Origin of the sequence: Paenibacillus terrigena DSM 21567, assembly GCF_000374845.1 — a bacterium.
Taxonomy (GTDB): Bacteria; Bacillota; Bacilli; order Paenibacillales; family Paenibacillaceae; genus Paenibacillus_K; species Paenibacillus_K terrigena.
The window spans coordinates 419,285-431,998 of record NZ_KB895412.1; the positions used below are offsets into that span (position 1 = coordinate 419,285).

At 48.3% G+C, this 12,714-nt stretch carries 9 protein-coding genes; 8 read left to right on the forward strand and 1 reads right to left on the reverse strand.

Features of this window, described 5'->3' with window-relative positions:
- Nucleotides 1-233 precede the first annotated feature (233 nt).
- The 8 genes from C558_RS34565 to C558_RS0102020 all read left to right on the forward strand — a co-directional run bounded on the left by C558_RS34565 (nt 234) and on the right by C558_RS0102020 (nt 10,419).
- A complete protein-coding gene (locus C558_RS34565) occupies nt 234-338 on the forward strand; it encodes a DUF6254 family protein (protein ID WP_018754539.1) in 105 nt (34 codons plus the stop codon).
- A gap of 178 nt (nt 339-516) precedes the next feature.
- Nucleotides 517-1,578 carry an amidase domain-containing protein gene (locus tag C558_RS0101990; RefSeq protein WP_245583712.1) on the forward strand — a complete coding sequence of 354 codons (1,062 nt, stop codon included), beginning with the start codon at nt 517-519 and terminating at the stop codon, nt 1,576-1,578.
- Between the two features lie 95 nt (nt 1,579-1,673).
- Nucleotides 1,674-3,185, forward strand: a complete 1,512-nt coding sequence (locus C558_RS0101995) for an oligosaccharide flippase family protein (protein ID WP_018754541.1) — start codon at nt 1,674-1,676, stop codon at nt 3,183-3,185.
- Between the two features lie 104 nt (nt 3,186-3,289).
- Nucleotides 3,290-4,423, forward strand: a complete 1,134-nt coding sequence (locus C558_RS0102000; protein WP_018754542.1) for a glycosyltransferase family 4 protein — start codon at nt 3,290-3,292, stop codon at nt 4,421-4,423.
- Between the two features lies 1 nt (nt 4,424).
- The gene (locus C558_RS0102005) at nt 4,425-5,426 is read left to right on the forward strand and encodes a phosphotransferase (protein WP_018754543.1); all 1,002 of its coding nucleotides are present in this window, start codon (nt 4,425-4,427) and stop codon (nt 5,424-5,426) included.
- A gap of 225 nt (nt 5,427-5,651) precedes the next feature.
- A complete protein-coding gene (locus tag C558_RS0102010) occupies nt 5,652-7,394 on the forward strand; it encodes an ABC transporter ATP-binding protein (RefSeq protein WP_018754544.1) in 1,743 nt (580 codons plus the stop codon).
- The gene (locus tag C558_RS0102015) at nt 7,381-9,261 is read left to right on the forward strand and encodes an ABC transporter ATP-binding protein (RefSeq protein ID WP_018754545.1); all 1,881 of its coding nucleotides are present in this window, start codon (nt 7,381-7,383) and stop codon (nt 9,259-9,261) included. The genes C558_RS0102010 and C558_RS0102015 overlap by 14 nt, the downstream gene beginning before the upstream one ends.
- A 132-nt stretch (nt 9,262-9,393) precedes the next feature.
- Nucleotides 9,394-10,419: an FUSC family protein gene (locus C558_RS0102020; RefSeq protein WP_018754546.1), complete on the forward strand. Its 1,026-nt coding sequence runs from the start codon at nt 9,394-9,396 to the stop codon at nt 10,417-10,419.
- Nucleotides 10,420-10,547: 128 nt separating this feature from the next.
- Here C558_RS0102020 and C558_RS0102025 read toward each other — a convergent pair whose 3' ends face one another.
- Nucleotides 10,548-12,551, reverse strand: coding sequence for a CAP domain-containing protein (locus C558_RS0102025; RefSeq protein WP_018754547.1), 2,004 nt, complete (start codon nt 12,549-12,551; stop codon nt 10,548-10,550).
- Nucleotides 12,552-12,714: the final 163 nt, after the last annotated feature.

The window sequence follows — 12,714 nt, forward strand, 5'->3', positions numbered from 1 at the left end:
GGAATGGGCCTCATTTCGTCTTGTTTTTACATAGGAATGATTCATGGTGTTAGCATACCAAATTTGTTGCTCCGAATGACATATTGATTCCCTTTTCTGCGCATATTAGTGACGTGCTCCGATAACTTCATCACGCAATCACTTGGGCACACTTGTTGTGAATCGGTTTTTGCCGCTGGAGACATTCTTGAAGATCGATTAAGCAAGTTCATCTCGAAGGAGGAATTGTAATTATGACAACTTCCAAACATCGTCGTGAAAATGCCGACAAAATCCGTAAGCAAACTCCGCATGCGCACGGAAAAATCAAGTCTTTTAAGGAATTATCGGAGTTCTAGATGAACAAGGGCGCCCATAACGGGTGCCCTTGTTGTACAACGGGCAGTCGCAGTGTTAGCGTTGCACGGGCTAAAAAGACGTGAAATTTTCAAGCGAATAGGGGAGAGCAAGTAAGTGTACAAGTATAGATTCAGAATAGGGATGATCTTTCTCCTTCTTGTTTGTGTTTCTTTCTCCATGGAACCTAGGAAGATGGTAGCGAATTCCGACGAGGAACGTAACGTTACTTCTTTTCTAAATGAATTGTACGCTCTTCGGGCGAATTTACTCATACATAATCATCAGGTCCAAATCGAGCAGCACTATGTTCACGGACATAAAGCCAGCGATTATGCGATGCGTCAAGAATTCAAGCGAGCGGAATACCTCCATACATGGGGGGAGAAAAGAGGAATGCAATTCATCGATGCCAAGTCGAATATTCGCATTACCCGGATTCATTTCGATGGAGATTTGGCCAGAATATCACTCGTTCAATCCTTGAAACTTAGTTATTTTTATTTACAATCGAATGCTCCTTCACAATCTTTTGGCATAGGGACAAGGCATGCGCTCACACTAAAGAAAAATAATCACGGATGGTTATTGTATAAGGAGTGGTATTTAGACCCTCTTGAAGAAAACCCCAATTTGATCCCTGTCACCTCAGATGGTTCCGCACTCCCTTTTGTTCCTAATCATCAGGACATCCCACCTGGTAGCAAATACAATCGCAAACGTGCAATTGCTTATGCCAACAAATATGCAGGAATCGCATGGGGGGCAGGAAACCGTCATCGATATAACCGAAGCTATAAAGATTACACCACGGCAGGTGGGGACTGTACGAATTTCGCTTCGCAAGTGATCGGCGATCCCAAGGAAGGCGGCGGGCTCCCAATGACAAGCAAGTGGCGTTATTTTTATGGCAAAGAAGGGAGTGAGTCTTGGATCCGAACGGATTCGTTCCACCGTTTCTTGATTCAATCTGGGTATGGGAAAATGATTGCCAGCGGTTTATTTAGCGACATCGTGAAACCAACGGAAAAGTTCCCTCATGGAGCTGTGTCACAGCTGTTACCTGGCGATTTAATCGGATTTGTCATGCATGGGGATGTAGATCATTTCTCCGTGGTGGTTGGCTATGATAATCAAGGATACCCGCTTGTTAATTCTCATACAGCAGATCGTTATCGCGTACCTTTCGATCTAGGCTGGGATAAGCATACCAAATACATTCTGATTCACATTCGGGATTGAAGCAATTCGCGGACTTGGGCCTCGACTGGACATACCTCTAACTTCATCGTCATAGGATAATGAGGACGAGTATGAAATAGAGGTGAAGTGAGACCATGCCGCTGCTGTTGAAACAACTGGCAATAAGGACCGGCTCTATATTTATTGTGAAAATGATGGGGCTCATCGGGCGGGTCTCTTTAATAAGACTTGTTGGTGCAGAAGGTATCGGGCTTTACCAAATTGCATATTCTTATTATGGCCTAGCATTGATGGTGATCGTTGGCGGGTTCCCAACGGTGCTGGCCATGCTTACAGCGAAGGACCCTGCACAGGGATGGTTCTGGTTCAGAAGAATCTCCCTGCTATTGATTGGTCTGGGTGGGGTCATTAGTTATGTTACGTTCTTGCTATCTCCTCAAATTGCTGAGATTCTTGGCAATCCAAATCTCCACTTCGCAATACGCTGCATTGCACCCGCACTATTTGTTGTCCCCTTGCTAAGCTTGTTAAGGGGTTATTTACAAGGATTAGAGCGCTATAGCGTCATTGCGTTCTCTGAACTCATCGAACAAGCAGTCCGAATGGGCGCCTTGGTGGTAATCGTTATTCTTTTGCTCCCTAAAGGTTCCCCGATCGCTGTAGGAGGCGGTATCCTAGGTACTTTCTTGGCGGCATTAGTTTCATTCTTGCTATTAATATTTGCTTGCAGGTTTATCCAGCAAGACAGCCTAGATAAAGGTTATCCGTACCAGCATCGTACAGATCGGAATTCCATGTTCTCCTGGATTCTCCATACTTCCCTTATCATTTCATTCACGAGGCTTCTAGTTCCACTGTCTGATTGTATTGATGCCATCATCATTCCGAATCGCCTGCAAGCAGCTGGTTTTACAGCATCGGAAGCAACATCGATCTTTGGGGTCATTACGGGGATGGCCATGATCGTAGTCTATATGCCGACGATCGTTACAGCAGCGCTATCCCATACCCTAACAATGAAGATTGTCAGCGACTGGAAAGAGGGACAGGTAGCAAAATTTTATGAACGAACCCGTTGTGCGCTTGAGCTTGGATGGGTGTGGGGTTGTACAGCGGGAATTCTCATCTTCACGTACAGTAAGTACATTTCATGGTATATCTTCGGTACATACGAAGCGTCGGAGCCTATACGATATCTGGCAGCTGTACCGCTTCTTGTCGGACTACGAGAATTAACGACGAGCATGTTATGGGCACAGGAACGCAAAAAGGTACCTCTTGTGGGCCTTATCGTAGGGATTTGCATAGCAATCCCCATTCAGTATTTTCTGGTAGCCGTACCTGGGTTCAGTTATGCTGGACCTTCAGTAGGCATTCTGTGTTTGGAGCTTGTTACCGTAAGCTGGAATATTGGGGCATTAAAGTTGAGTAGGGTAGGTATACGATTAAAACCTTTGATCGTCGATATGATCCTTTTGTTCATACTCATGTTAGTAGTTACTTTAGGGATGAATTCGCTGATGACGTATCATGTATCCAATACATTTCAACTAGCACTTGGTATAACGCTGTATAGTGGTGGGGCAGGACTCTATATCTTTTGGCGTTCTCGATCCATGAATGACGTTCTTTTTCAATCTAAATGAACAATGAAGTCTTTCCTAAACTTAAGAGTATTTTATGGATAGAAAATTCGTACATTTTTGTTTCTAAAGCATAAAATACTCGAAAGTATTACAGGAGGATTCCAATGGGCAGCAGAAATAGACTGAAATTATGGGTCATGACGAGTGAATATCACCCTCGCATTGTTGGCGGGCTCGGAATTGTTGCCACACAATTGACCCGAAAATTGAGCAAAACAGGTATGGATGTGACGGTGTTATGTACGAGTGAGGATGGCGAGAATCAGCTTGATAGATCGAGAGTGAATGGAAAAATTGGTATCATTAGGATTCCGAAAGACAAGAAGCATTACCGTAAGTCCTCTCGTTCGTTCAGACCAAAACCCCTATTAGGATTATCCACTTCGACAGCCTCTGACCCGCCAGACCTCATTCATGTTCACAGTACAGAATATGCAGCTGCTGCAAGGGCGGCGGCAAGCAAGTTCGGTATTCCTCTCGTGTATACCTGCCATTCCCTTGCATCCAAAGGGATTCATTCCAGACAAGGGAAGAATCAGACCCAATTAATTCGCAGTGCAGCAAAGATTGTCGTCCCAAGTAAATGGCAAGCAGCTGAAATTAAGGATTTATATCCAAAAAGCAGTCGGGGGAAGGTCAGTGTCATTCCTAATGGTGTGAAGAGCGTCAGGAGAAGGAGAAAACTAAAGGGTTCATCTCATGAATTGCTTTATGTTGGAAGGATAATTCCTGATAAAGGCATCAAATCCTTGATCAGAGCCATTGCTTTATTGTCACGTGCGCACAAGAATGTACATCTAACCATCGTTGGGAAAGGGAAATCGATGAAAAGTTCACGTGCCCTAACACGACGTCTAGGGATTTCGAAGAACATACACTGGATCCCTAACAGAAAGAACGAAGAAGTCCTTGCGATGTATTCTTCTTATGGTGCTGTTATTGTACCAAGCAAGAAAGAATCATTCTGTCTGGTTGCCCTGGAAGCCATGGCTAGCGGTGTCCCCCTCGTATCCACCCTATCTGGCGGGTTAAGTGAATTCGTAAATGCGAAGAATGCTCAAATTATACGATCCGTTGATAGCAAATCGATCGCTAAAGCGATCACATCGATGTGGAACAAGCCTGCCAAGACCAAGAAACGTATCAAAAACGCTCGACTCACTGCGAAGCGTTATCGTTGGCGTGCAATTGCCCGTCAGTACAAATCGCTATTTTTGAACATGACGAAGGTGATTTAATATGAATGAGCGGATGTTCAACATCGCAGATGGTTTTGGGCTTGAGGTCAGTCGTATGAAGAAAATCCGGAAAGGGATCTATCGCGTTATCACACGTGATCATCGGTCCTTTAGCCTCAAACGTATGCCCAAACGACTTGCACGGCTGAAATGGACGGATCGGGTGCTGCAACGGATCAGGAAGCGTGGCGTGCTGATTTCTTGGCGTAATCCTCAAACGCGAGCTGGAAGTAAGCTCTATGTTCTTTCCGCTAAGGGTACGCCCTTCGTACTAACGCCTTGGCTGTCGGGAAGAGAACCTTCTCCCACATCATTGAAAGATATGCGAGCTTGCGGTGCTGCATTGGCGCGAATGCATGAATCTGGGAAGGATGAAATCCTTGGTGGGATGAAATACAGCCGAATTAGGACCTGGAAATCTACGCTCCTAGCGCAGCACAAATTTCTGAAAAAAAAGATAAAAAAAGCGAAGCGGAATGAATTTCGGCCTTCGATTAATTCATTTGTGCAGGAGCATGGTGCAGAAATTTTACGTTACTCGAATCAAGCGAGGACATTGCTGCGACTTAGCGATTATCGTAAGTACTGCAAAAAGCCTGGTCAATTCGGTGTTCTGTGTCACGGAGATGGAGGCCCGAGCAATTTTATCTGTAATGCCAAAGGAACACATCTCATTGATTTCGAGACATTGCACATCGATTTACGCGCCTTTGACTTGTATCGCGTCATCTATAATTCATGCAAGGACTATCATTGGGATTTCGCGATAGCCAAGGCGATTCTGAACGGTTACCGTCAGGTCGCAAAACTAAGTAAACACGATTATGAACTCATTCGAGTATGGTTGCGATTCCCACTCACAACATACCTCGTGCTATCACCCTTCCCAAGATTCCCTCTGAACATAAAATATTTACGATGGGCGATTCGTTCCGAAAGACGAATTGGAACATTCCTGCAGAAGCTTGATAAATATGCAGTTAAGCATAGCACTTCATCATAGGTCTGAACGAGGTTATATCAGCGTAAAAAGTTGATTCGGATACAATGGCCTTGCTGCGGCAAGGTCTTTTTTTGTGCGGCGTGCCTGTGTGGGGGTCGGTATAGTAACACGTTAAAAGAGTCTTTATGGACGTTTTACTTTTCCAACATATAGGAGTATCGTGGAAGGGAAGGGTTTATTTAGATTGTGCTATGGATAGAAATCTACATTGGAGAGGAGAGACATATGAAGTTTCTTAAGCCTTATATTCGAAAGTATTGGAAGCTGTTTGGGATTGCGGTATTCTTCCTCATGATTGAGGCGTTATGCGATTTACTCCAACCGACGATTATGGCGAAAATTATTGATGACGGCGTAGCGAATAGTGAGATGAATGTTGTACTGCGTTTGGGCAGCCTCATGCTCATGATTACGTTGTTCGGCGCATTGACTGCGTCGCTGCGCAGCGTTATATCGTCCAGGGTATCACAGCGGTTCGGAGCAGAGCTTCGAGCGGATTTATTCCGTAAAATTCAGGGTCTGTCCTTCGAGAACATGGATCAGTTCGATCGCGCTTCGCTCGTCACGAGACTGACCAATGACGTCACACAAGTGCAGAACTTCGTCAACGGCTTGATGCGGATTTTCGTCAAAGCGCCGCTCGTCTGTATAGGCAGTCTGATCATGGCGGTGCGGCTCAATATGCAGCTGTCCGTGGTCTTAATCGTGGTAGTTCCACTCGTGGCTGTATTTATTTTTCTCAATATGAAAATTGGCTTTCCTTTCTTCGTGAAGGTACAGCAGGCGCTGGATAAGGTCAACGGCGTGATGCGCGAATACCTCTCCGGTGTGCGTGTTGTGAAAGCGTTTAACCGCTTCGATGTGGAAGTCGATAAATTTGAGCAAGCCAACCAAGGGCTTCAATCCCGGTCGACGACGGCGATGCGCGTCATGTCGGTGTTCAGTCCTCAGATTGTGCTTACGGTGAATCTCGGCATTATTGCGGTGCTCTGGATCGGAGGCCTGCGCGTGGATCAGGGGCAAATGCAGGTCGGCCATATTATCGCCTTCATTAACTATATGACACAAATTTTGTTCTCCCTCATGATGATCTCGATGATCTTCAACATGTTCGTACGTGCCAAGGCTTCCGCAGAGCGGATCGGCGAGGTGTTCTCCACATGGAATGCGATGACGTGGGACAGCAAGGTAGAAGGTCAAGCCGATCAGCGCGGTCGGATCGATTTCGACGAGGTGACGTTCGCGTATACGGGGACATCGGGGGACCCGGTGTTGAAGCAGATTTCATTCTCCTGTGCGCCGGGTCAGATGATCGGGATCATAGGCTCAACAGGTTCGGGGAAGAGCAGCTTGGTTCATCTTATTCCGAGGTTCTATGACGCAACATCCGGTACGGTCAGCGTCAATGGCGTTGACGTTCGTCAAATGGATCCGCAGAAGCTGCGCGAGACAATTGCAATTGTACCGCAGAAAACCGTACTATTCTCGGGGTCTGTAATCGAGAATATTCAATACGGCAAGGAAAATGCGACGCAAGAAGAGATCGAATTGGCTGCGCGGATCGCAGAAGCGCATGATTTTATCGCGGAATCGCCCGAAGGGTATCATTCCCGAATCGGGCAAGGGGGAGTCAATTTCTCGGGAGGTCAGAAGCAGCGATTGTCTATTGCAAGGGCACTTGTCCGTAAGCCGGACATTCTCATTCTCGATGATTGTACGAGTGCCGTCGATGTCGCGACGGAGTCCCGCATTAAGGCGGGGTTGAAGCAATACGCAGCAGGACTCACTTGTCTGCTGATCGCACAGCGCATTACATCGGTCATGGATGCGGATCGGATTATTGTTCTGGAGGACGGCGTCATCGTTGGGCAAGGGACGCATCATGAGTTGATGGCCGATTGTACGGTATATCAAGAAATATTCCAATCCCAATTGGGAAAGGAGATGAATCATTATGCCGCAAAATAGTGGCTCAGACCGCGCAGCAGGTACAGCAGCGGCAGCAGTAAGACCGGGGCCAGGCGGTCCGGGAGGAGGCTTCGGCCAACGCGGAGCGGGGAGAGCTGTCGTGAAGCCGAAGAATTTCAAGGCGACGCTCTCAAGGTTATGGCAGTATGTCGGGACCGAACGCCGCTGGCTGACGACGATCTTCATGTTCCTGGTTGTCGATGCTTTACTCATGCTGTTCGTCCCGTATTTGATCGGCAAATCAATTGATACGATGACGGGCCTAGAGGGCCGTGTAGACTTTGATCTGCTCGAAGTAATTATTATTGTACTCGCTTCGGCCTACCTCATAGATGCCGTCCTGACGCTTCTCCAAGGTTGGTTCATGGCGGGGGTCTCCCAGCGGATCGTAATGAAGCTGCGCAGCGCGTTATTCGCGAAGCTGCAGAAGCTGCCTGTCGCCTATTTCGATCGGCAGTCCCATGGCGAGGTCATGAGCCGTCTCTCGAATGATATCGATAATGTGAGCAACACGATTTCCCAATCGACGACGCAGCTGATGTCCGGGGCGATTACGATTGTAGGTTCGCTCGTCATGATGATCGTGTTAAGTCCGATTCTGGCCTTGGCGAGTCTCATCACAGTGCCGCTTGTCTATCTGCTGACCCGGACGATTGCACGGCGGACGAGTGTATTGTTCAAGGAACAGCAGGTTCAGCTTGGCAAATTAAACGGACATATTGAGGAGACGATTTCGGGCATTGAAGTCGTGAAGGCGTTCAATCATGAGGAACGTGCCATTGCGGACTTTGATGCGGTGAATGACCAGTTATTCAAAGTTGGGCTTAAGGCGCAAATTTGGTCAGGATTCCTTATGCCGATCATGAACGTGATCAATAACCTCGGGTTCGCCGCAGTTGCGATGGTCGGTGGGGCACTCGCTGTGAAAGGGATGATTACAGTCGGCGTTATCGCGGGCTTCATCAGCTATTCACGGCAATTCGTTCGCCCGCTCAACGACATGGCGAATATATTCAACGTGCTTCAATCGGGTGTAGCGGGTGCGGAACGAGTCTTCGAGGTGCTGGATGAGCAGGAGGAGCCCGAGGATGCACCGGGAGCCATTGAACTGCGGAATCCGAGTGGACATGTCGTCTTCGAAGATGTGCAATTCGGTTACCGCCCGGATGTGCCCATTCTAAGTCACGTCAGCTTTGAGGCGGAGCCAGGAAGTAGTACGGCGCTCGTTGGACCGACAGGTGCGGGCAAGACAACCATTGTGAACCTGATTACACGGTTCTATGATGTGACGGGCGGCCGTATCCTGATTGATGGCAGAGATATTCGGGATTACACGCGAGATAGCTTGCGACGCGCTTTCGGCTTCGTGCTGCAGGATACGTACTTATTCTCGGGTACGATTAAGGACAATATTAAGTACGGCAAGCCGGATGCGACGGATGCAGAGATTCGGGCGGCGGCTGCCATGGCGAATGCGGATGTATTCATTCAGCGGCTGCCGAAGAAATATGACACGGTACTCTCGGAGAATGGCGGCAATCTAAGTCAAGGTCAGCGGCAGCTGCTGGCGATTGCACGAGTGATTCTGGCGAAGCCATCGATCTTGATTCTAGACGAAGCGACGAGCAGTATCGATACGCGTACGGAGCTGCATATCCAAGATGCGCTGCTGAACATTATGCAAGGGCGGACCAGCTTCATTATTGCGCATCGGCTGAATACGATTCGAGATGCCGATACGATCATGGTCATTGACCATGGCTCGATTGCTGAGGAGGGTGGACATGACCAATTGCTGCAAGAAGAGGGCGTCTACGCGAGAATGTTCAACAACCAGTTCCGCAACCTGGAAGAGAAGCTGTCGTAATCTTATAGGTAGGGAAGCAGCAGATGGAGGGCGAGAGCCCTCCTTTTCTCATAACTTGCCAACGCGCTGATGCACCATGTAATATTAGGCTGTACAGAACTCAGCACGTTGACAGAGGGAAGGAGGTGCGACATGGCATTAGGACCGCGTGTATTAAAAACAGGAATTGCTGTCGCGATGGCACTATATATCAGTAAGTTTCTTGGATTCCAGACGCCTGTTATTGCAGCCGTTGCCGCGATCTTTGCTATGCAGCCTTCTATTTATCGTTCTTGGCGTTATTTCTTGGACCAGCTTCAGACGAATACATTGGGTGCAGCTATTGCACTTCTCGTCGGCATGGCATTCGCGAATGATCCACTCATTATTGGTTTAACTTGTATTATTGTGATCATGATCTGTCTGAAGATGAAAATGGAAGAGACCATTGGTCTGACGCTCGTGACAGTCATTGCCGTGTTGGAAGCTTCCGGGCAATGGGATTTCGCATTAAGTCGGTTCTTACATACGCTCGTCGGGATTGGTTCGGCTTTTGTCATTAACATTCTGTTCTTCCCGCCGAAGCCGAATGTACAGTTCTTGAAGCAGATAGATGCTGTGTTCAATCGGATGTCGCTGCTCCTTAGGACCGCCATCTCCGATGAGATGAAAGAATCCTCTTTCCGCTCCGAATATCAAGCGCTCGAGACGGAAATGTTGTCCTTGCATGATAAATTTAAATTGTTCGAAGAAGAGATCAAGAAGATCAAACGCGCCAAGTATCGCAGATCGCGGCAGATTGTTGTCTACAAACAGATGCTGAACACGCTCCAGAAAGGGCTTGAAGTGCTGGAGACGATCGATAATCATTACTTCCAATCCACACGAACGCCGGAGATCAATGCAGCCTTCGACAGACATTTAGAGCTGCTTGAGAAAGCGCATGAATTAGTCCTGTTGAAATTAGACGATAAAATGAAGCCGGAGCTTGAGAGCATCGAACAGATGGAGATCGAGAACGAGAAATTCCTCCAGACGGTCATGCAGGAAATTCATTTCGATGATGGCTCCCGCCGTTTATCGATTGTTGCAGCGGCCTGTTATGAATACGGGTATCAGATTGCCCGACTGGATCGACTCGCAGGACATGCAGATATTGAGGAGAAAGTTACGTCGTAGTTCTATATCTTTTCCTAGAATAGGAACAAAACCTGCGTGCAAGGGATGCTCATCAGGCAACCGGCACGCGGGTTTTGTTCTGTGTATAGAGAACGAACCGCTAACCGCGGTCGTTTCTCTTGTGAGGATTACGGCGTGAATTCGCTAATATTCATGGCGTTCTCTTCGACCGAAATCCAATACATCGCGCCTTCTGTTCTCAAATACAGATTCAACGCATCTTCTGTGTAAGGGCCGGACGTTATTTTGAAGTTGCCCTCACGGTCAATGGCTACTTGAACTTCTTCAATCGCCTTCGGCTTCTTCCCGCCAGTCTGAACCATCAATGTCGTCTGTTGCCCGGCGATGACGGTGAATTTCCCTTCGACGGTTAATGTGCGATCTGGATGATAGGTTGCAATAAGCGTGTAATCCTTGAGAACGGCAGGCTTCTTGTACGACTCTCGCTTCGGCAGAGGTGGCAAAAGTTCTGCTGGCGTTGGTTTGATTGGTCTTCCGCGTAGCGATTTCATTTTCGGCTTCAGATCAGCGAGCAGCTGTATGGCTTCCTGTTGTGTCATTGTGCCTTCGTTATTGAATCCGTAAATCGTTGAATCGGTATCCCCTTTGAGGTACCCCATGCCTAGCACGTACCAGATGGCGTTGTACTGTGTAAAATGAACCCCATCCACGGATGCGAGGACTTCGGCGATTTTCACGCGCGTAATCGGCTTGTCTCTAGCCGGAATGGATGTTAAGCCGAGTAACGGAATATTGCGGCTTGCGGCGATCTGGTAAGCGGCATCTGCCGCATGTTTCTTGCTCGCCGGGGCATATGCATCCACATCGACCTGATGCTGCTTCAGCAGCATTGTCCAGAATTCAGCTTCGGTCACCGCGGCGTCTGGTTTGCTCGCGGTTAGCGGTGGATAGGTCTTGGTTTTCAATTTCGGCAACACCTTAATCAGGACTCGCTCGGTGGCTAAGTTTCCGACATGCGCCGTGATGTAATAATTAGCAGCCTTGATTCCTTGGAAGCTGGAGGAGGATACGGGTTTTAACCCTGCCGGGTTATTGCTGACATAACGTACATGGCTTGTGATCGGTTCAGTAACGGAATCATCGTAGAAGCCCGTGACGCGTATAGACGTTTCTTCCCCTTCATTGATAACGAGTTCATCGGGAGAGCCGGCAATGCTCAATAATTTATGGCCCTCGCCCGTCTTGAAAGACCAGGATTGATGCTGGGTTTCGGACGAGCCCTCCGTTCGGTAAGCTAGCTGGACGCGATAGGTATGAAAGCCCTCCAAAATCGTTTTCGGATACAGGAAAAGCGTATTACCGCTATAGATTTCCTCATAGAATGGAATGGCTGCACCTTTCTCGTCAATTAAGCTTGCCTCGTGCCAATCGATGGCATCGATCGTTGTAGCCGAGATAATATAACCAGAATAATCCACACCCAACTGGCTCAGCGGATTGGGAACTTCGTTGCCGTAGAAGCCTACAGGGGCTTGGGTCATCCCTGGAAAAGGATAGGCGGCGATGCCGTTCTGAAGCGGTGCAGGCGCACGAGTGCCGCCTAGATTCACGACCGCGGTGCCGTCAACGAGTGCGATTCCGACTTCATTGTATTTGGGGCTAAGGATGATCGCGCGATGGTATGCGGTATCCAGCCACCCCTGCATGGCCTGTCTGCTCGTCTTCTGCTTGAAATGCATGACTTCGCCTGAGCTGCGGTAGGTGCCCGCCTGATTCCATCCCGCCGCCTTCATGCGATCCATTGCGCTCGTGCCGGTGAATCCTTCCATGCCTTGTTTCTCTTGATGGGCACTTAGAGAGACCTTCTTGTCTCGTTCGTGCCGGTTGTAATAGGCGGCGTGGCTTCTTGCAGCTTGTGTAATCTCCTTGCTGAGTACGAGGGCAGGCACGCCAACTTGGGCACGGATTTCATTCAGCATCGCTAGCGCGTCGAGTTGATCCTGTGCATCGCTGGACGAATCCGTGCTGGCTGCTGCTCGAGTCTGTTCTAGAAGAGCGGATTGTACGAAATACATGCCGAGCGTCAGCAGCAAGATGATGCTGAGGCGGGCGAACTTGCGGCGATGCTGCCCGTGCGCTTGGATGGTGTTACTTGGTGTGTCGGTAGACATTTGAATGATTTTCCCCCTGTCGAATGATGTCAGTTCTATATGAGACAGTTCGACGCCGCCTAATTATTACCTTCTTTGGGTATGGGTTTTTGGAGTTTCGCATTTTCGTGCTCCACCTCTCCCGGCTACTCGTCTCTCAATGCAAGTGCATTTAATCGTCTTT

Excerpts from the sequence above, each read along its gene's own strand:
- C558_RS34565 (WP_018754539.1), top strand. The coding sequence starts at position 234 with ATGACAACTTCCAAACATCGTCGTGAAAATGCCGACAAAATCCGTAAG.
- C558_RS0101990 (WP_245583712.1), top strand. The coding sequence starts at position 517 with ATGGAACCTAGGAAGATGGTAGCGAATTCCGACGAGGAACGTAACGTT.
- C558_RS0101995 (WP_018754541.1), top strand. The coding sequence starts at position 1,674 with ATGCCGCTGCTGTTGAAACAACTGGCAATAAGGACCGGCTCTATATTT.
- C558_RS0102000 (WP_018754542.1), top strand. The coding sequence starts at position 3,290 with ATGGGCAGCAGAAATAGACTGAAATTATGGGTCATGACGAGTGAATAT.
- C558_RS0102005 (WP_018754543.1), top strand. The coding sequence starts at position 4,425 with ATGAATGAGCGGATGTTCAACATCGCAGATGGTTTTGGGCTTGAGGTC.
- C558_RS0102010 (WP_018754544.1), top strand. The coding sequence starts at position 5,652 with ATGAAGTTTCTTAAGCCTTATATTCGAAAGTATTGGAAGCTGTTTGGG.
- C558_RS0102015 (WP_018754545.1), top strand. The coding sequence starts at position 7,381 with ATGCCGCAAAATAGTGGCTCAGACCGCGCAGCAGGTACAGCAGCGGCA.
- C558_RS0102020 (WP_018754546.1), top strand. The coding sequence starts at position 9,394 with ATGGCATTAGGACCGCGTGTATTAAAAACAGGAATTGCTGTCGCGATG.
- C558_RS0102025 (WP_018754547.1), bottom strand. The coding sequence starts at position 12,551 with ATGTCTACCGACACACCAAGTAACACCATCCAAGCGCACGGGCAGCAT.